Source organism: Sporosarcina sp. (genome assembly GCF_029257255.1).
Lineage (GTDB): Bacteria > Bacillota > Bacilli > Bacillales_A > Planococcaceae > Sporosarcina.
This window is the reverse complement of record NZ_JARICI010000078.1, coordinates 1-18,386: the sequence shown is the minus strand read 5'-3', so window position 1 is coordinate 18,386 and position 18,386 is coordinate 1. Positions and strand designations below refer to the sequence as shown.

The 18,386-nt window shown below is 43.9% G+C and carries 18 protein-coding genes and 1 other RNA gene; 13 read left to right on the top strand and 6 right to left on the bottom strand.

Translation table 11 applies throughout. The annotated features are described in order from the left end of the window. Positions 1 to 199: 199 nt before the first annotated feature. Positions 200 to 382, bottom strand: coding sequence for a DUF4385 family protein (locus Q1J64_RS16740; protein ID WP_367183441.1), 183 nt, complete (start codon positions 380 to 382; stop codon positions 200 to 202). A 196-nt stretch (positions 383 to 578) separates the two neighbouring features. Here Q1J64_RS16740 and Q1J64_RS14545 point away from each other — a divergent pair, with 196 nt between their 5' ends. From Q1J64_RS14545 to Q1J64_RS14525, 5 genes are all read left to right on the top strand, one after another. Beyond that, a complete protein-coding gene (locus Q1J64_RS14545; RefSeq protein WP_301109820.1) occupies positions 579 to 1,847 on the top strand; it encodes a ribonuclease H-like domain-containing protein in 1,269 nt (422 codons plus the stop codon). A gap of 80 nt (positions 1,848 to 1,927) precedes the next feature. Then, positions 1,928 to 2,221, top strand: coding sequence for a cell division regulator GpsB (gene gpsB, locus Q1J64_RS14540; protein WP_301109819.1), 294 nt, complete (start codon positions 1,928 to 1,930; stop codon positions 2,219 to 2,221). Between the two features lie 86 nt (positions 2,222 to 2,307). Continuing rightward, positions 2,308 to 2,683, top strand: an RNA gene (rnpB, locus tag Q1J64_RS14535) — RNase P RNA component class B. Between the two features lie 177 nt (positions 2,684 to 2,860). Further along, positions 2,861 to 3,988, top strand: a complete 1,128-nt coding sequence (locus tag Q1J64_RS14530) for a THUMP domain-containing class I SAM-dependent RNA methyltransferase (RefSeq protein WP_301109818.1) — start codon at positions 2,861 to 2,863, stop codon at positions 3,986 to 3,988. A gap of 62 nt (positions 3,989 to 4,050) precedes the next feature. Continuing rightward, on the top strand, positions 4,051 to 5,952 hold the full coding sequence (locus tag Q1J64_RS14525; RefSeq protein ID WP_301109817.1) for an ATP-dependent DNA helicase: 1,902 nt from the start codon (positions 4,051 to 4,053) through the stop codon (positions 5,950 to 5,952). A gap of 51 nt (positions 5,953 to 6,003) precedes the next feature. Here Q1J64_RS14525 and Q1J64_RS14520 read toward each other — a convergent pair whose 3' ends face one another. Then, positions 6,004 to 6,465: a chemotaxis protein CheX gene (locus Q1J64_RS14520; RefSeq protein ID WP_301109816.1), complete on the bottom strand. Its 462-nt coding sequence runs from the start codon at positions 6,463 to 6,465 to the stop codon at positions 6,004 to 6,006. A gap of 160 nt (positions 6,466 to 6,625) precedes the next feature. Here Q1J64_RS14520 and Q1J64_RS14515 point away from each other — a divergent pair, with 160 nt between their 5' ends. From Q1J64_RS14515 to Q1J64_RS14505, 3 genes are read left to right on the top strand one after another with little or no spacing between them, the layout of a single operon-like run. Beyond that, positions 6,626 to 10,222 carry a dynamin family protein gene (locus Q1J64_RS14515; protein WP_301109815.1) on the top strand — a complete coding sequence of 1,199 codons (3,597 nt, stop codon included), beginning with the start codon at positions 6,626 to 6,628 and terminating at the stop codon, positions 10,220 to 10,222. Next, complete coding sequence (locus Q1J64_RS14510; RefSeq protein WP_301109814.1) at positions 10,222 to 11,043, top strand: sulfurtransferase; 822 nt, start codon at positions 10,222 to 10,224, stop codon at positions 11,041 to 11,043. The genes Q1J64_RS14515 and Q1J64_RS14510 overlap by 1 nt, the downstream gene beginning before the upstream one ends. 15 nt (positions 11,044 to 11,058) lie before the next feature. Further along, on the top strand, positions 11,059 to 11,649 hold the full coding sequence (locus tag Q1J64_RS14505; RefSeq protein WP_301109813.1) for a metallophosphoesterase family protein: 591 nt from the start codon (positions 11,059 to 11,061) through the stop codon (positions 11,647 to 11,649). 420 nt (positions 11,650 to 12,069) lie between these two features. On the opposite strand, the gene Q1J64_RS14500 is transcribed toward Q1J64_RS14505, so the two are convergent. Next, entirely contained in the window at positions 12,070 to 12,471 is a 402-nt protein-coding gene (locus Q1J64_RS14500; protein ID WP_301109812.1) for a ribonuclease HI family protein, read from the bottom strand. A gap of 95 nt (positions 12,472 to 12,566) precedes the next feature. On the opposite strand from Q1J64_RS14500, the gene Q1J64_RS14495 reads away from it, so the two are divergent. Next, positions 12,567 to 12,764 (top strand): zinc-finger domain-containing protein, encoded by a 198-nt coding sequence (locus Q1J64_RS14495; protein ID WP_301109811.1) that lies wholly within the window; start codon positions 12,567 to 12,569, stop codon positions 12,762 to 12,764. Positions 12,765 to 12,870: 106 nt separating this feature from the next. Here Q1J64_RS14495 and Q1J64_RS14490 read toward each other — a convergent pair whose 3' ends face one another. Next, on the bottom strand, positions 12,871 to 13,083 hold the full coding sequence (locus Q1J64_RS14490) for a cold-shock protein (RefSeq protein WP_301109810.1): 213 nt from the start codon (positions 13,081 to 13,083) through the stop codon (positions 12,871 to 12,873). 270 nt (positions 13,084 to 13,353) lie between these two features. On the opposite strand from Q1J64_RS14490, the gene Q1J64_RS14485 reads away from it, so the two are divergent. Together Q1J64_RS14485 and Q1J64_RS14480 are read left to right on the top strand one after the other, a co-directional pair. Then, positions 13,354 to 13,728, top strand: a complete 375-nt coding sequence (locus Q1J64_RS14485; RefSeq protein WP_301109809.1) for a CidA/LrgA family protein — start codon at positions 13,354 to 13,356, stop codon at positions 13,726 to 13,728. Next, positions 13,725 to 14,417, top strand: coding sequence for an LrgB family protein (locus Q1J64_RS14480; protein ID WP_483315964.1), 693 nt, complete (start codon positions 13,725 to 13,727; stop codon positions 14,415 to 14,417). The genes Q1J64_RS14485 and Q1J64_RS14480 overlap by 4 nt, the downstream gene beginning before the upstream one ends. A 13-nt stretch (positions 14,418 to 14,430) precedes the next feature. On the opposite strand, the gene Q1J64_RS14475 is transcribed toward Q1J64_RS14480, so the two are convergent. Continuing rightward, on the bottom strand, positions 14,431 to 14,967 hold the full coding sequence (locus Q1J64_RS14475) for a transcription repressor NadR (RefSeq protein WP_301109808.1): 537 nt from the start codon (positions 14,965 to 14,967) through the stop codon (positions 14,431 to 14,433). Between the two features lie 16 nt (positions 14,968 to 14,983). Beyond that, positions 14,984 to 16,141: an IscS subfamily cysteine desulfurase gene (locus Q1J64_RS14470; protein ID WP_301109807.1), complete on the bottom strand. Its 1,158-nt coding sequence runs from the start codon at positions 16,139 to 16,141 to the stop codon at positions 14,984 to 14,986. Positions 16,142 to 16,250: 109 nt separating this feature from the next. On the opposite strand from Q1J64_RS14470, the gene nadC reads away from it, so the two are divergent. Further along, complete coding sequence (gene nadC / locus Q1J64_RS14465) at positions 16,251 to 17,105, top strand: carboxylating nicotinate-nucleotide diphosphorylase (RefSeq protein WP_301109806.1); 855 nt, start codon at positions 16,251 to 16,253, stop codon at positions 17,103 to 17,105. Beyond that, entirely contained in the window at positions 17,105 to 18,214 is a 1,110-nt protein-coding gene (nadA, locus tag Q1J64_RS14460; RefSeq protein WP_301109805.1) for a quinolinate synthase NadA, read from the top strand. Before nadC ends, nadA begins: the two co-directional genes overlap by 1 nt. Positions 18,215 to 18,386: the final 172 nt, after the last annotated feature.

Below are 18,386 nucleotides of genomic sequence, written 5' to 3'. Positions count from 1 at the left end.
GTGAGCAGTAACAGAGCTAAAATTAATGCGGTATTCACTGTTCCAAATGCCCGATGTCGCAATTCCAGGGCCACGGTATTACATAATGTTGTATCACTGAATCGTTTATATTGCCATACTTCCAGTTCATCCTCCTCATCCCCGGTTACAACAAGTTTCCATTTAGTCTTCATTTGCTGCAGTAAAATTGTAATCACAATCAGGGTAAGAGTAGTTTCGCAATGTAATAGAGGAAAAATGGATGAAATGTCATTGGATAATGCAGATTAATTATCGCTGGAAAATACCAATGAAGCAAGATTTCATTTTTATTAGGCACTACTAGCAAAACACCTTGCTCTTTTTTGTCGACCTTATACACCAGGCGATGAAAGCGCTTCATTTCCCGAGAAATAGTCTTCATTTGCCTAACAAGCCCAAACGTACTTGCGAATTGCTGAACTATAGTATAATTCATACAAATTATGTACTGACTTCAAGAGGTGAAACATCGATGAATAGCAAAAAAAGTAAACAAGACTATATTGGGCTTGCTGAGCATACGATGGAAAGCCCAACTATAAAAGAGCTGAATGAATATGTCCTATGAGAAAAAACTGATGGCGATGAAGTCGCTGGTAAAGAAAAAGGCAGCTGTTCAAGAGCCGGTGGAAGTCTTTACAAAGCCACCTGCTCCGCATTATGAAAAACGATGGCTGACCACTCAGCTTGAGAAAGTAGAAAATGAGTTTGGGGTCGTCTATAAACGTGTCATTCATTACCCGCTGTCTCATATGCATGGAGATATCCGGTTAGGCGATGTACAGGATAAACTAGCAGATTGGACAGAAACGGAATATGAACATCCGCTTTCGCCTAAAGAAGGCAAGCTGCTGTTCTTTGATACGGAAACGACGGGGCTCAAAGGGGCAGGAGCAGTCATATTTTTGATTGGTCTGCTTGAATTAAAAGAAGACGAATTTGTCATGACGCAGTATGTGCTGCCGAATCCCGATCATGAAGCGGCATTCCTATTTGAATCTGGTCTATGGAAAGTTGGATTGACACTCGTCACGTACAATGGAAAGAGTTTTGATTTTCCGCAATTACAAACTCGCTGGTCGTTGCACCGAAAATTGCTCCCGCCACTGCCAGTTCCATATCAAATTGATTTGCTTCATGGGTCACGCCGGATCTGGAAAGGGGAGATGGATTCTTTCAAGCTGACGGAAGTAGAACGAAGACAACTCGGTTTTCATCGGAAAGATGATGTTCCAGGTCATATGGCGCCGATTATCTATCAGGATGCCGTGAAGAATGGGCGCGCAGAACTATTGATGAAGGTAATGTGGCATAATGAATGGGATATTCTATCTCTCGTTACGTTATTCAGTTTGTCCACGGATCTCGTTTTGCAGGATCAGCAACAAAACGCTCAGGTGGCTACGAATATCGCAAAATGGTTTCAGGATCTTGGGCTGAGCGAAAGAAGCTTTATTGAGCTCGAGAAAATAGCGGAAGAGTATGGCAGCAGTTACCCGCTTACGCACTATCATTTAGGATTTTTATTGAAACGGTATAAAGAGTTTGAGAGGGCGATCAAGTCATTCGAAATTGTTGCAGAGTACGGCGAGGGCAGAGAACAGGTATTGGCCTTTGAAGAACTGGCGAAATTATATGAGCACCAGCAAAAAGATTTCCCGTTAGCGTATGAACGGATTCTCACCGGGAAAACCTTGCTGAAACAGCCTGAGATACTGTCGCGGCGCTTTGTAGAGCGGATGGAGATCGCGTTTGCGAAACGGGAAATACGGGTAAAGAATAAATTATTTCCCGGGCAAGCGCATGAACCGACAAAGGAAACGTGATGGTATTCTCATATAAGACAAAGAATGACAGGATATGCTATAATGGCCTTATGGAATCATAGACGGAGGGACGTTTTGTCATGGAATTAAAGTTAGATTCGAAAAAGATTTTAGAAAAAGAATTTAAATCAGGGATGCGTGGATATAAACAAGAAGATGTAGATTTGTTTTTGGATGATGTCATTCAGGACTACGAGACATTCAAAAAAGAAATCGCACGACTTCAGGCAGAAAACGATAAGCTGAAAGCAGCAGCGAGTGCAGCACCTCAACGCACAGCTGCACCAACTCCTCAGCCGACAAATTTTGATATTCTGCAGAGAATTTCCAATTTAGAACGGCATGTATTTGGCAGCAAACTGTCTGAAGACTGATTGAACCAGAAAGTTTCATTCGGCAACTTAGCCTAATCGATTGTGTGAATGATATTTTTGATGTATACTAAATAGCACCATAGATCGTATTCAGGTAATCGCTGCAATTTCGATTGTAGAGGAAAGTCCATGCTCACACGGATCTGAGATGACCGTAGTGTTCGTGCTCGGTGAAAAAATAAGCCGGGGCAATGCTTTTGCATTGATGGCGGGAATAAATCCTAAGTCTTCGGATATGGATGAGATTCTCTGAAAGTGCCACAGTGACGTAGTTGGCATGGAAACATGTCAAGTGGAACGGGTAAACCCCACGAGTGAGAAACCCAAATTATGGTAGGGGCGCTCTTCCGAAAGAATTCAATGGAGGAAGGGACAGGCAATTGTCTGTAGATAGATGATTACCGCTTCTAGTACGAGGTGCAAACCGTTTGAGTACCGAAGAACAAAACATGGCTTACAGAATATCCTATGGTTTACATCACAATTAGCTCTCCTACAGTTTTGGGAGAGTTTTTCTTTTGTTTAGAAGATCTCAAGATAACAGCATATAGCATCATGTACATAATCGTTCGGCATAGCCGAAAACGTTTGGATTGGATAGGGAATAAGCGTCCAATAGGAAGAAATGGAGTGTTGAGTGTGAGTGAATATAAATTAGTAGCAACCGCAGCAATGGGTTTAGAATCAATTGTAGCTTCGGAAATCAAAGATCTTGGCTATGAAGGAAATACAGAAAACGGAAAAGTATATTTTACCGGAGACGAAGAAGCGATTGCGAGAGCAAATATGTGGCTCCGAGTTGGAGACCGCGTCCGTATCGTCGCAGGCGAATTTAAAGCATTTACGTTTGATGAATTGTTCGAACGGACGAAAGCAATACCATGGGAACAATTTCTGCCGGTTGATGCAGCATTTCCGGTTGCCGGCAAATCTGTAAAGTCAACATTGTTCAGTGTGCCTGACTGCCAGGCGATCGTGAAAAAAGCGATTGTGGAACGATTGAAAATTGCTTATAAGCGTATTGGGTTTTTGGATGAATCCGGTCCATTGTTTAAACTAGAAGTATCGATCTTAAAAGATAAAGTAACGATTACCATTGATTCAAGCGGAACAGGCCTGCATAAACGAGGCTATCGTCTTGGCCAAGGGGATGCGCCACTAAAAGAAACAATGGCAGCAGCACTCGTCAAACTCTCCAAATGGAGTCCGAACCGTCCGTTTATCGATCCGTTCTGCGGTTCTGGTACGATTCCGATTGAAGCAGCGATGATTGGACAAAATCTTGCACCTGGCTATAATCGTTCGTTTTTGAGTGAAGAATGGCCATGGATGAAAGCACAGGTCTGGGACCGTGTCCGTGAAGAAGTGGAAGATGTTGCAAAATATGATCTGGAATTAGATATCCGCGGCTATGACGTCGATGCTAAAATGATTTCTATTGCACAGCAAAACGCAATTGAAGCGGGATTTGCGGATTTAATTTCTTGGCAGCAGCAGGATATCCGTGATTTACATGTGGAAGGTCAAAATGGTGTTTTAATTGCCAATCCTCCATACGGAGAACGCTTGGGTGAGACAGAAGAAGCTGAAGATATCGCAGAAATTCTTGGCGGCATTATGAAAAATTATCCGTCATGGTCTGTTTATATTTTATCTTCATTGGAAAACTATGAAGAGATGTACGGAAAGCGTGCTACTAAAAAACGCAAGCTCTTTAACGGGTTCATTCGTACAGATTACTATCAATATTGGGGACAGCGAGTATAAGAAACGAATTAGGAAGAGGAAATTGTCCTCTTCCTTTCGCTTGCATTCGGAGAGGAGTCAGCATGAATACGAAAATTCCATTTCAATTAGAAAAAGACCAGACATTTTTCGAGTCATTGAATGGCTGGTTAGGCGATACATTATATGATGACCTGACAGAAAAAGGGTTCGAATGCCGGGATGAACAGATTTATATGGCGTTTCAAATTGAACAGGCACTAAAGGACAAAAAGGTTTTATTGGCAGAAGCCGGAGTTGGTACAGGAAAAACGATCGCGTATTTATTGCCTGCCATTGCCTATGCGCGCTATACGGGGAAGCCTGCCGTTATTTCCTGTGCAGATGAAACGCTAATCGATCAGCTAATCAAAGAAGAAGGCGACATTCAGAAATTGAGTGAGGCGCTCGATCTGACAGTCGATGTCCGATTGGCAAAAGCCCGAAATCAGTATATTTGCCTGAAAAGATTGGAAGAGACGAGCCAGAAGACGGATGAAGAATTTGTTGACTTAGTAGAAGATCAACTGCCTGATTTCGTCTATGCAGACCGTTCATTGCAGTCGGTATTTCCATATGGCGTGCGCTCAGACTATCCATATTTAGCAGATGAAGAGTGGGATATGATCAACTTCCATCCGATTCAGCAATGTGCTGCCTGCGATATCCGCAATCGTTGCGGTCAGACGATCCACCGCAATCATTATCGCGAAGCTGTTGATTTGATTATTTGCTCACACGACTTCTATATGGAACATTTATGGACAAAAGAATCAAGAGTTCGTCAAGGCCAGCTGCCGTTACTTCCTGAAGTGTCTATGGTCGTCTTTGATGAAGGACACTTGCTGGAGTATTCTGCACAGCGCGCACTAACGTATGAAGTGCAGCAGCAAACGATTGTTCAATTACTTGAACGCATTATGGTCGATGGTATCCGTGAGAAATCGCTTCAGCTTATGGAAGTTTTGCTCGATGTCCATGAACTATTTTTCAAACAGCTCCGCGAGCATGCCACTTTTCATGATACCGAGCGTCTGACGATCGAGAAGAATGAGACGATGCTGTCGTTGGCGAAAGAAGCGGTTTCCTTATCCAATCAACTGCTAGAGGAGTTCGTTTTTGAAGGCGAGCTATATGTGATTCCTGAATATGATTTGAAAATAGTAGAAGAATATTTGGAGCAGTATATCTATTCAATGGAGTTGTTTGCCAATGAAAATGACGCAGTGGATTGGCTCGAGAATCGCCGAGAGGAAAGCACGTTATTAATTATGCCGCGTCTCGTAACATCCATTTTGAAAGAGAAATTATTCACTGGCAAGATGCCGATTATATTCTCTTCTGCCACATTATCAGTAGAGAGTTCATTCGATTATCTGGCATACAGTTTGGGAATTGAAGACTACCAGTCATTTTCTATTGAATCACCGTTTGATTATGATGAGGTAATGAAGATTCATTTAGAGCAAGGGACGAGAGACGAGCAAATCGCACGCTTGTCGGAGTTGCTTGAAGTGGAAGAGCAGACATTGGTGCTATTCAGTTCTAAGCAATCGATGATGGAAGCATATGAGCAGTTGCCGATTGAGCAAAGTGTCATGGCGACTTACGAAGGTGAGCGTTCTTTATCTTCACTCGTCAAGGATTTCCAACAGCGTAAAGTTTCTGTATTCTTCTCGTATCATTTATGGGAAGGACTTGATCTGCCGCATGATTCGCTTACACGCGTAATCATATTTGATCTGCCGTTCCCTCCAAGCGATCCGTTATTTGAAGCGCGAAGAGAAGCAGCGGAAGATCCGTTTGATGAAGTGGATCTGCCGTTCATGCTGCTGCGTCTGCGACAGGGGATCGGTCGTTTGATTCGAACCGGTGAAGATCATGGGTCCATCCATATTTTCGTTCAGCCGGACAGCAATGAACTATTGCCAGTTATTGAACGGGTTCTGCCTGTTCCGTTTTCATAAATACGTATTATAAAAGCGCACAGGCATGTCTGTGCGCTTTTTAGCCTATTATTATGGAGTTTCTTCATCGATAGTCAACAGAAGATACAGTAGTTCGCCGTCTTCAAACTGTACAGGAATTTTGAATGCCTGCTTAAATCCATAAAATTTTGTGTTGCCGGTGAGTACAGTCGGTGGAGAAATATCAAGAGTCAAGCCCTCTTTTTCGAGAATTGTACAAAGGTTTCCAGCGATCATATTGCCGAGCTCGCCGGTAAATGACTCAGCCATTTCACCTTCAATGTGCATACCGAACATCGCTTGTCCGATCTTACCGATAATATCGTTAGTCGGTTCTACAATCAAGCGGCCTTTCATATTGCCAATCAGACCAATTAACACACTAATTTCACGCTGTTCATATGGCTGCTTAATCAAGGCTGGAGAGAGGACTTGGAATTTGATAGGAACAACCGTTGTCAGAGAGGAAATGGTTGCGTTTAATACTTTTTGAACGTTATTTGCAGTACCCATCTAAAGAAACACCCTTTCAGAGAAATAATCGTAGTTCAATCATATCACTAACAGCGGCTAAAAGCCTATATAAAAATTTACAGGAAGAAAAAAGTAAGCTTCTACTTAATTGAGCATTAATGGTATGATAGGGTGAGTTATATTTGAAAGGACGACGATTATGTCTACAAACCATGAATTTTTACAGAGATCTGCTACATACGGACAGATCTTTTCAACAAATGAAGATGATGAAAGAAAAGCTAAAACAAATCTACTCGCCAATAAAATCATTTCTAGAGAATATACAATTGCCTTTGCGGGTCACTTTTCCGCGGGTAAATCTTCTACAATCAATGCACTGACAGGCGATGATTTGCTGCCGTCAAGTCCTATCCCGACGAGTGCGAATATTGTGAAGGTACATAAAGCTGATGAAGATTTTGCAATCATACATCGTGTTGATGGAAGCGCGGTCAAATTCAGCGGCCACGGTTTTTCGCAAGCTGTTAAAGCGTTCAGTAAAGACGGAGCTGCAGTTTCATTAGTGGAAATCGGACACACGGAATCCAATCTGCCTGAAGGAATTACCGTAATGGATACGCCTGGGGTGGACTCAACTGATGATGCGCACCGTCTGTCGACTGAATCCTCTTTGCACCTGGCAGACTTAGTGTTTTATACAATGGACTATAACCACGTGCAGTCAGAAATGAATTTCCGTTTCACAAAAGAATTGATGCGCTATAACGGCAATGTGTATTTGATTATTAATCAGATCGATAAACACCGCGACAGTGAATTATCGTTTGATGCATTCAAGCAATCTGTTGAAGATTCTTTCAAGCTGTGGGGAGTGGAGCCAAAAGGTGTTTTCTATACGTCCCTGAAAGAACTAAATCACCCGCATAATGACTTTGCTAAGGTAAAAGCAATTGTTGACGGTTCGATTGAGCACCGTGAAGAAAACTTCGAGGAAAATATCGATCAGTCACTTCGTAAATTGAAAGATGAACATTTGTCGTTTCTTGAGCAGCAGGTTGCTGATGTTAAAGAAAACTACTCTGATGCAGTAAGCGAAAATGAATGGGCGCAGTATGATGAGCTCAATCAAGATTTAAAAGAAGCCAAAAAGCGTATGGAGCTTTTAACCGGCGATGAGTTTTATGTCAACTTTGAAAAAGAACGCAACGAATTACTGTCGAATGCAGGACTTGCTCCTTTTGAAACACGTGAGCTGTTGAAAGATTATTTGGAAGCCAAGTCACCGAAGTTTAAAGTGGGACTTTTATTCGGGGCGAAAAAAACGCAGGAAGAACGCGAAAGACGCCGTCAGAAACTGGACGAGAATATTTCCGGACTTGCGCATACACAAATTGAAATTTACATGAAATCCTTGATGAAAGAAGCATTGAAACAAGCGGGTATTTTCACGGATGAACGTTCACTTGCAATTGATGCCATGGACCTGTCATTGCCGTTTAATGAAGTGGACGAGCAATTGCATGTGGCGGAAATTATCACAGGCGAAACAATCCTGAACTATACCGAACAAATGAAACGGGCTATTCATCTAGTTTATAAACGCAAGACAGATAAATGGAAAGAAGAAATGTCCGTCATTGCGAAGTCGGCCGGTGGAGAACAATCCGGACCTTTGGCTGCAGTGATTGAAACTCTGCAAGAAAAAGTTGACGCCATTAAAGAAATGACTAAATGGCAGGAGCGCATCGAATGGGTCGATAAAGAAATTGATAATCCATCCGCTCCAACAAGAATAGGACGCGATCAATTACTCGCGGAATGGCAAAAGCCGAAAGCAATCGAAACGGTGGACTATATTGCAGAGCAGCAAACTGAAAAAGCGGCAGTAGCTGAGCAGACAGAAGAAGAGGAAGAATCAGAACGTCAATTCGTCGACGCAGAAAAAGCGATTGCGCATGCCCGGCATATTGCCGATTCTGTTCATACGATCCCCGGTTTTGCAGAAACAGCAGCTTATTTGAAGACCAAAGCTGCACGCTTAAAAGGACAGGAATTCACAGTCGCGTTATTCGGCGCATTCAGTGCGGGGAAATCTTCATTCTCGAATGCTTTGATCGGTGAAAAAGTGCTGCCTGTTTCGCCGAATCCAACAACTGCGGCAATTAACCGGATTCGTCCGGTAAGTGACACGCATCTGAATAATACAGCTGACATTCATTTGAAAGATGAAGCAACGATGACGCAGGATGTCGGGCTTTCATTTGAGGCGCTCGGTATCCGCATTACGAATCTCGAAGAAGCTTTTGCTAAAACAGATGAAGCTTTAAAACAGCCGCTTGAAAATGAAAATCTTCATATTCATAAGTCGTTCATTCAGGCGTTTAAGAAGGGCTATCCTGTCTATACGTCTGCACTTGGCACGACTTTGACAGTGGACCGTGAAGAGTTCACAAAGTTTGTGGCGCAGGAAGAACGAAGCTGTTTCGTAGAGTCGATCGATTTCTTCTACGACAGTCCGTTGACACGCCACGGCATTACGCTGGTGGATACGCCAGGAGCGGACTCAATCAACGCACGCCACACAGACGTTGCGTTTGAGTACATCCGCAATGCAGATGCTATTTTATTCGTCACGTACTATAACCATGCATTCGCTCGGGCAGACCGTGAATTCCTTATTCAGCTAGGCCGTGTGAAAGATGCATTCGAACTCGATAAAATGTTCTTTATTGTCAATGCGATCGACTTGGCTTCTAATGAAGAAGAGGGCGAAGAAGTAAAGAGTTTCGTTGCTAATGAACTTCAGAAATTCGGTATCCGCAACCCGCGTGTACACGGAATTTCAAGTCTTGAAGCATTGGAAGGCAAACTGACAAATGATCCTAACCCGTTAATGCAGAATTTCGAGGAAAAGTTCTATGCGTTTCTAGAGCATGATTTGCGTGCGCAGGTTGTTCAGGCTTTAGAAGAAGAAACGACGAAGACTGTCGGACGTCTGGCTTCATTAATTGACCGTACGATCCAGAACCGTTCACGAAAGGCCGAAAGACTGGAAGAACTGGCTGCAGCAGAGCTTACGATCAAACAGCGCTTTGAAAAAAATGCGAGTGAAGTATTGGTCAAGGCTACTCATGATGAATTAAGTGAACTCGTCTACTATATTTTACAGCGTGTGTTCCTGCGTTTCAGCGACTTCTTTAAGGAAGGGTACAGTCCGTCGACGTTTGCGAAAAATTCTACTGATAAAGCATTGAAAATGGCTTTGGCGGAAACCGTTGATATGGTTGGATTTGATTTGTCTCAGGAATTGAAAGTTACGAATCTGCGTATTTTGCAGTATATGAAGAAGCAATTACTCGAGCGTCAGCGAATGGAAGTGCGTGCACTTTCTGATATGGATCAATCCATTGTGCCGTCTCCTTATGAACCGAATGATCAAGACATGCTGTCGTTTGAAACACCATATGAGGACCCAAGTGTCTACAGTGCGGTGAATAAATCATTTAAAAACCAAAAGACGTTTTTCGAGCGCGGTGATAGGGAAATACTTAGAGGACGCCTGGAGGAAGTATTGAAAAAAGATGCTTCAACTTATTTAGGCACTCAGAAAGAACGAATTGAAAAATGGGCAGATCTGTGGATTGATGAGGAAGCAGAAGCACTTCGCGTTCATTTATTGCAGGAAAGTCTTGTCCAGATTGATTCAGAGCGTACATTGCTTGATGGTTCAGAACAGCTGGAACATTGGCAGAGCATTTACGAAAAAATTCGTCAGGAGGAGTTGATTCAATAATGCAGGTATTTGTTTCGTTTGAAGAAGCGCAGACAGAAAAAGCAAAATGGATCGATGCCCGGTTTTCTCTTCAAGACACAGGTCTTGGAAAAGAAAAGTATAATGAGGAACATGTTCAAAATGCAGTTCACTGGGATGTAGCCGAGGATCTTTCGGAACAATCCCAAGGTGGCGGACGTCATCCACTGCCGTCTAAAGAAAGCCTGACCAAGCTGTTCCGCGCAAGCGGTCTGCAGCTGGAAGATACAATACTGATATATGATGACGGGGGCAGTCCATTTGCTGCACGTGCTTGGTGGATTTTGCAGTATGGCGGTTTCACGAATGCAAGAATCTTACTTGAAGGCTTTGAAGAACTGAAGCAAAAAGGGGTGCCTGTCGATCAAGGTACGTTCGTTTCACCTGCACAGTCGTCCGTTGAACCAAACTGGCAGGATCAGCTGTATGCGAGCCGGAGTGACGTGGAAGAGGTAGTGGCTGGAAACGGGCAGGCGATGCTTGTAGATGCTCGTGCTGCAAAGCGGTACAGCGGTGAGAACGAACCGATTGATAAGAGAGCAGGACATATTCCGACGGCGCGTAATTTTGATTGGGAGCAATTGAAAAGTAACGGTCGTTATGATGTGCAGAACGCAGTTGAGCCTCTGAAAAAGATAGCCAACGCTGATGAGCCTGTAATCGTTTATTGCGGAAGCGGTGTAACAGCATCTCCTTTATTTGCTGCGTTGACGGAACTAGGTTATTCAAATGTAAAATTATATGTCGGCAGTTTCAGTGACTGGATTTCACAGGAAGACGCGCCGATTGAAACGTCGAACTAACAGGAGTTGAACGAATTGCAGTATGCGATACTTGGAGATATTCATTCTTCTCTTGAGGATTTACAGGCAGTGCTCCATCATATTTCGCAGGAAGCACCTGAAGCGAAACTGATTGGTGCTGGTGACCTGTACGAGTGTACAGTCGGCAAGAAGAAACTGATAGGACAGATCTATCCGACAATAGAAGACGTTATGATTCATCCTGAAGGTTTTGATGAGCTGCTTGCATTTCCTTCTATCTATGGTAATCAGGAAGAGCGTATTCTGCTTCTGACTGATCATCCAGAGTCTTTGCGTGACAAGCTGCGAGGCTTGCCGGAGACACTTAAAGCAGGCAGGGCAGTTGTCGTTCACGGCCATCAGTGGAAACCGGGTGAGAAGACGATTTGGCTGAAGAATAATCTTCCTAATGAAAACTTAGTGTTTCACGGCCATACACATCGCTCGGGCTATATACAGGACGGCGTGGAGAAAGAGATTTCATTTGGTACTAAAATTTTGCTGTCGGGAGATATACAAGTTGTTAATGCAGGTGCGGTGGTCGTGTCTAGGGAATGGGTATTGTACGATGATAATAAGAATTGTGTACGGTTTATGAAGGCATAATAAAAAGCGAAGGGATTTGTATCCTTTCGCTTTTTGAGGTTTGAAAGTGGTATTTAGTAAGTTGTATGGACACCGTTTCTCTTCGTTACACCGATTTTGTTTTAAGTACTATTTATGAAGGTAATACTGTTAAAATCGCATTGCAGTATGTTAAAAGAAAACTCTTTAACTGTTATCCCAAATTAACTGGGTCGATAATGAGCTTTGTGATATATTCAATGAGCTAATTAACGAACATTGCTTACTATTTAGGATTGAGGCGCAAGCCGGTCGACTCGGGGAGGATCAGCGACAACTAGGGGAGCTTGCGAGAAAGCTTTGTAGAAGAACGCTGTATTGCCTTAATTTCTGTAGAGTGCACAGAAATTAAGGCAAAGCGAACCGGCATCCCACACTACACACTAATTCAGGGTGCCAGATTCAACCCTGGGCTCTCTTCTGCGCCTGAATTGCCTGCCGTGCCAGACTGTCAGCAGTGCGGTTGTTTGAATCGGGAATCCATTTGATAAAGAAAAAGTCGAAATGCTGCGCGAGCTTTAAAGCCTGCTGTAAAAGTGGAGCATACTGCTCATTCTTCGTAAACTCTTTCTCCATCGACTGCACCACTACATTGGAATCAGATCGTACAGACACCATACCATCGGTCAGCTTTACTGCCTCTTCCAGCCCTCTGACCAGCGCTTGAAACTCTGCGCTGTGATTATTCGTTGGCTCAATTGCCTCGCTGATCCGCACATCTTGGCCCTCGCCTTTAACGTAAATACCAATCCCACTCAGTCCCGGATTGCCTGCACTGGCACCATCTATGTATACTTCCAACAAAATCAAATCGCTCCTCTCATTTCAAACAGTAAAAGGTTGCAACCTGCAGCAAGCCCGCCTAAAATAGAAGGAAGGAAGGTGGGAGTTCTTTTCTGATGAATAAGGTAATGGTTATGAAAGATATCAATCAATTGCTCGATATATATTGTGAAGGATGTTACGTCAAAAAACAACTGATCAAGGAACGCGGTAAGACGGGAGCCCATCAGTTTTGTATTTCAGAATGTACCGTCGGTGAACAGCTGCAGTTTTTAGGCAATGAAATTAATAAACTTGGGACTTCTACCAAGTAACCATACAGAAAAAGCATCCCGCTTCTTACCAGAGGCGCGGATGCTTTATTTATCTTTTAAAAGTATGCAATCCGTAGTTCACGGAGTTCTTGTCTGCCGAGATGTTTTACAATTCTTCATCCAGTGTTGATACATTAGCCGCCTGTGGACCACGGTTTCCTTCAATGACTTCAAAAGAAACAGTTTGACCTTCAGAAAGTGTCTTAAATCCATCGGTTGCAATTCCTGTGAAATGGACAAAAACATCTTCACCATCATCCGCTTCGATAAATCCATAACCTTTGTCACTGCTGAACCACTTCACCTTACCTTGGTACATGTAAATTCCTCCTCGGCAATTCAGAAATTCGTAGCGGCCATATGATCGCAGAGGCAAGTTTAAAAAACGCCAAGCTGCCTATATAGCTCTTTACACTATACATGAACTGTTTTATCACGTCAATGATATGGAGAATATTCAGAAGACTTTTCGGGCAAATAAAATCATACTTAAGAAAGTCTTGGAATTTCTCCGGAGTCTCTTTATAATGAAGAAGCATTCATTTTTTATTTCGATATAATAAAACGAATCAGAAAGGGGAGTCGTCTAATGAAAATAGTCAAAATACTCATTCAAGTTGCATTTCTTTACATGATTTTCCTGCTTGGAGAGTTCCTGCGTTCTGCGCTCTCGATTCCTCTTCCCGGGAGTATTATCGGGCTGCTGATTCTCTGGGCGCTGCTGTCTTTTCGAATTGTGCGGCTGGAGTGGGTGGAAAAAGGAGCCTATGTTTTCCTGTCCACACTGCCATTATATTTAATACCGGCAACAGTAGGCGTCATGAATTACGGTCATGTCTTTAAAGGAAAAGGTATCCTGCTAGTTGTCATCACAATCGTCAGTACATTTATTACCATGGCTACAGCAAGCTGGGTGAGTCAGGCGGTTGGGAAACGCAATAGTAAAGAGGTGAAGGTTTCGTGAATGGGATTATCCTGGCGCTGACGATGATTTTGCTGACGGTCATCCTCTACTTGTTAATGAATGCCTTATACGTTCGGCTTCGGTCGCCTTTTTTAGTGCCGATCCTGACAACAACGATTGCAGTTGTTGTGGTACTAACTCTATTCGGTACTTCATATGAAACGTATATGATCGGCGGCCGATGGATTGATGCACTTCTTGGTCCAGCAATCGTGTCATTATGTATTCCACTATATAAGCAGCGGGATTTAGTTCGTAAAAATATGGTGCCGATCATTAGCGGCGTTCTTGCGGGCGGAGCGGTTGGAATGGTTACGGGTGTGCTGGCTGCCCGGGCAGCTGGTTTTTCAAAAGAACTTTTAGCGAGTATTCTTCCGAAATCTATCACCTCGCCAATTGCCATGCAGATCGCTGAAGAACTTGGTGGTATTCCTTCATTGGCAACAGTCTTTGTCATAATAGCAGGCTTGGCGGGAATTTTAATCGGACCGCCTTTAAATCGTTGGCTGAAAATTGACACAGCACTTGGACAAGGAATCGGGCTTGGCGTTGCTGCTCATGCCATAGGTACTTCAAAAGCGCTCGAATACGGCGAGCAGGAGGCTTCTATGAGCTCCGTTGCGATGACGTTATCCGCTATCATTGGTGCGTTGATCGGGCCTGTTTTCGGCATTTGGCTATTTCCATAACAAAGCGAGATTCCTATTCTACTAGGAATCCCGCTTTTTTTAATGCTTTTTCTGCTTCTGCCAGCTGCTCTTTGCGAGGCGCTGAAATGGTATGAAGATGCACGCCGCTGTCATCCAAATTCAGCAAATACGGTGCTTTTGCTTTTTTGATCTGCTCAATAAAAGCCTTCACTTCCTGACGATTGCTCACCATAATCGAAGCACGAACATCCCCGTATACCGAATGCTCCACCCGAACATCTTTCACCGTCACCCCGTGATCGACAAGAATATGGAGTTCTTCTTCTGTCTCTTCAGGCTCATGCCGACAAACGATGATTTTTTCCAGTATTGCTTCAGAAGGGAGTGCGGTATACAAATAGCCTTGATTCGTCGCGATGATCGGCTCGTTTCTTGCCTTCAATAAGTTCACATCGCTAACGATGACCTGTCGGCTGACGTTCATCATTTCGCCCAAATCCCGCCCTGTAACCGGACGTCCTGCTTTCTGCAGTGTCCTGAGAATCAGCGCTCTCCTTTCATCCCCAAGCACCTTATCTTTATTCTGCATATCCATCACCTGCTGTCTAAATGGTAGTTGCAATCCGTTGATCCTTATTTTGCTCCATGGCAATTTCGGCCAGACAGCGAGCAAGCAACTCTACAGTTTCAAGAGTAGAAGACCGCCCGAATGAAATCCGTACAAATCCTTTCGCGACGTCATCCGGAATGTGCATTGCGCTCATTGTCATCGAGGAATGCTGCTGTCCAACTTTACAGGCACTGCCTGTAGAAACGGCGAAACCGCGTCTGTTTAATTCTAACATAATGAACTGTCCTTCTGAACGTTTTACACGCAGACCGATTATTTGCGGCAGCTGTTTCACTGTGAAATCGGCGCCATAAAAGGTGAACAGCTGCTGGACAGGAAGAAGTTCCTGGAAAAAGGCATTCCGCAACTTTTGGTAATGTGCGGTATCGTCTGTGTGTTCAGCTATTTCAGCGGCAGTTACAAATGCGACAATCCCTGGAACGTTCACAGTACCTCCGCGCATTCCTTTTTCATGAACAGCACCCGGAAAGAGTGGCACAGTTCGCAGTCTTGGATCAATATACAGGGCTCCTACTCCTTTTGGTCCGTAGATTTTATGACTGGAAAGGGAAAGACTGTCGACAAACGGGGTGATTTCACGTATCCGCAGTTTACCGAATGACTGTACACAGTCGCTATGTAAAAGAATGCCCCGAGGCTTCAAGAGATCGTGTATCTTCCGGATAGGCTGGATCGTGCCGATTTCAGGATTGCAGTGCTGCACAGATACAACGCTTGTCTGCTCTGTAATAGCATCCTGGAGTCTCTGTATGTCCAGAAAGCCTTCCGATGTAAAAGGAACAAGCGTAATTTGGAAGCCTTGTTTTTCTAAGAAGGCCGCAGCTGAATGAACAGAGGGATGTTCCGCTGCTGAAAGAATCAGGTGATTGCCTTTTCGTCGTGAGGACTGTGCAAGTGAAATTAATGCAAGGGCGTTACTCTCCGTCCCCCCGGAAGTAAAGTAGACCCCTTCCATATGTACCCCAAGAAGCTCAGCCAATCTATGGCGGCCGTGTCTCAGTGCATTTTGTGCGATTCCACCGGCATCATGCAGACTTGTCGTATTACCGAAATGTTGTTGTGAAGCTTTTACGTAGACCTCGGCTGCGTCAGGATGCAAAGGAGATGTGGCTGCGTAATCGAAATAATGCAAATGAAATACCTCCCACTGTAAATAGTCTCTTCATCTTGTCATAGATCAATAAATATGTAAAGATAGATGTAAAGACACCTATACAATTTTAAGGACTGGGAGAATGAAAATGAACAGAATGAAACTTCAGTCGATACTGAGAAGCTTTTTTGAGGAAGATATTGGAGACGGAGATTTGTCTGCATCCACTTTGTTTCCCGCGGATGCATTGGGTGAAATGAATATTGTAGCCAAAGAGCCGGGGGTATTTTGCGGTGCGGATATTATACGGGAGGGATTTCATTTACTGAATCCTTCTATTGAAGTCGTGAGTTTATTTGCAGATGGAGAACCTATGGAAAACATGCAGCTTTTGGCGAAAGTGAAAGGACCAGTCCGTGATTTGCTGGCTGCTGAGCGTGTCATCTTGAACTGCATTCAGAGAATGAGCGCAATTGCGTCTCAGACAGCTGTGCTGGTGAACTTACTTGAAGGTACAGATGCAAAAGTCTGTGATACAAGGAAGACAGCACCTGGTCTCCGGATGCTCGACAAATATGCCGTACGGGCAGGAGGGGGATTTAATCATCGCAACGGTTTATATGATGCCGTGATGCTGAAGGATAATCATCTGGCATATGCAGGCTCCATCACGAAAGCAGTCGAACAGCTCCGTAGCCGTCTGGGGCATACAGTGAAAATCGAAGTCGAAATTGAATCACTTGAACAACTGGAAGAAGCTGTTCAGGCGGGTGCAGATATTATTATGTTCGACAACCGGACGCCAGATCAGATCCAAGCCTGGCTGTCGATCGTGCCGGAACACATCATTACGGAAGCGTCCGGGATGATCACGGAAGAAACCATTACGTCCTATGGTAAGACAGGCATCGATTATATTTCGGTCGGTGCGTTGACGCATTCGGTGATCGCAAAAGATATCAGTGCCAATATACATATCAAAAAACAGGGGGATGAAATGTAATGTCGATTTTGGATGTAGTAAGGGGGCAGGCAGATGCCATGCTACCTGAAAAGTATAAATCCATGTCAATAGAGGAAATGGAGAATAAAATACAAGCGATTAAGCAGTCGCTAGGTGCGAAGCTTTTTATTCCGGGTCATCATTATCAAAAAAATGAAGTCATTCAGTTTGCAGATGCAACGGGTGATTCGCTACAGCTCGCCCAAATTTGTGCTGCCAACGAACAAGCGGAGCACATCGTCTTTTGTGGTGTGCATTTTATGGCAGAAACAGCGGATATCTTAACGACTGACGAACAAAAAGTCTATTTACCGGACATGCGTGCAGGTTGTTCGATGGCGGATATGGCGGATATTTTCCAAACGGAACGGGCGTGGTCAGACCTGCAGGAACGGTTTGGAGATACCATACTGCCGCTGACCTACGTCAATTCAACCGCTGCAATTAAAGCGTTCGTAGGCCGTCACAACGGTGCAACTGTAACATCGTCAAATGCACGCGAAATCGTCGAATGGGCATTCACGCAAAAGAAACGCATCTTATTTTTGCCGGATCAGCATTTAGGGCGCAATACGTCATTTGATCTGGGGATTCCGCTATCGCATATGGGGGTCTGGAATCCTATTACCGATATACTTGAATATGACGGGACTGATGATGACTGTCAGGTGATTTTATGGAAAGGTCATTGTTCTGTACATGAAAACTTTACCGAAGAGAATATCAGGCAGATCCGCGAAAATGAACCTGACCGCCACATCATCGTTCACCCGGAATGTACGCATGAAGTCGTAAGAAAATCTGACGACAACGGCTCGACTAAATATATTATTGAACAAATTACAGCTGGAGCTCCGGGAACCAAGTGGGCGATCGGTACAGAGATGAACTTGGTCAACCGTCTGATCGAGGACCATCCTGAACAAGATATCATTTCATTGAATCCGCTGATGTGTCCTTGCTTGACGATGAACCGTATTGATTTACCGCATTTGTTGTGGTGCCTTGAGAGTATTGAAGAAGGTGAGGCACAAAATATCATTACGGTGGATGAAGCGACTTCTTCAGAAGCTATTTCAGCGCTCGATCGTATGCTCAAACGTGCCTGAAGTTGTCTTTCGATGCTTGACAATCCCGCCTGATATTGTATGATTGGGAAAATGAATGTTGAACGCAGATGAAGGACCAGTAAACAAAAGGCGTGTGCAAGAGAGCAGAAACCGGCGGCTGAAAGTTTCTGTCACATCGTGTTTGTTGAACCTGCCTTCGGAGTCCTATGTA

Coding starts and splice junctions, on each gene's coding strand:
- Q1J64_RS16740 (WP_367183441.1), bottom strand. CDS start 382: ATGAAGCGCTTTCATCGCCTGGTGTATAAGGTCGACAAAAAAGAGCAA.
- Q1J64_RS14545 (WP_301109820.1), top strand. CDS start 579: ATGTCCTATGAGAAAAAACTGATGGCGATGAAGTCGCTGGTAAAGAAA.
- gpsB (WP_301109819.1), top strand. CDS start 1,928: ATGGAATTAAAGTTAGATTCGAAAAAGATTTTAGAAAAAGAATTTAAA.
- Q1J64_RS14525 (WP_301109817.1), top strand. CDS start 4,051: ATGAATACGAAAATTCCATTTCAATTAGAAAAAGACCAGACATTTTTC.
- Q1J64_RS14520 (WP_301109816.1), bottom strand. CDS start 6,465: ATGGGTACTGCAAATAACGTTCAAAAAGTATTAAACGCAACCATTTCC.
- Q1J64_RS14515 (WP_301109815.1), top strand. CDS start 6,626: ATGTCTACAAACCATGAATTTTTACAGAGATCTGCTACATACGGACAG.
- Q1J64_RS14510 (WP_301109814.1), top strand. CDS start 10,222: ATGCAGGTATTTGTTTCGTTTGAAGAAGCGCAGACAGAAAAAGCAAAA.
- Q1J64_RS14495 (WP_301109811.1), top strand. CDS start 12,567: ATGAATAAGGTAATGGTTATGAAAGATATCAATCAATTGCTCGATATA.
- Q1J64_RS14490 (WP_301109810.1), bottom strand. CDS start 13,083: ATGTACCAAGGTAAGGTGAAGTGGTTCAGCAGTGACAAAGGTTATGGA.
- Q1J64_RS14485 (WP_301109809.1), top strand. CDS start 13,354: ATGAAAATAGTCAAAATACTCATTCAAGTTGCATTTCTTTACATGATT.
- Q1J64_RS14475 (WP_301109808.1), bottom strand. CDS start 14,967: ATGCAGAATAAAGATAAGGTGCTTGGGGATGAAAGGAGAGCGCTGATT.
- nadC (WP_301109806.1), top strand. CDS start 16,251: ATGAACAGAATGAAACTTCAGTCGATACTGAGAAGCTTTTTTGAGGAA.
- nadA (WP_301109805.1), top strand. CDS start 17,105: ATGTCGATTTTGGATGTAGTAAGGGGGCAGGCAGATGCCATGCTACCT.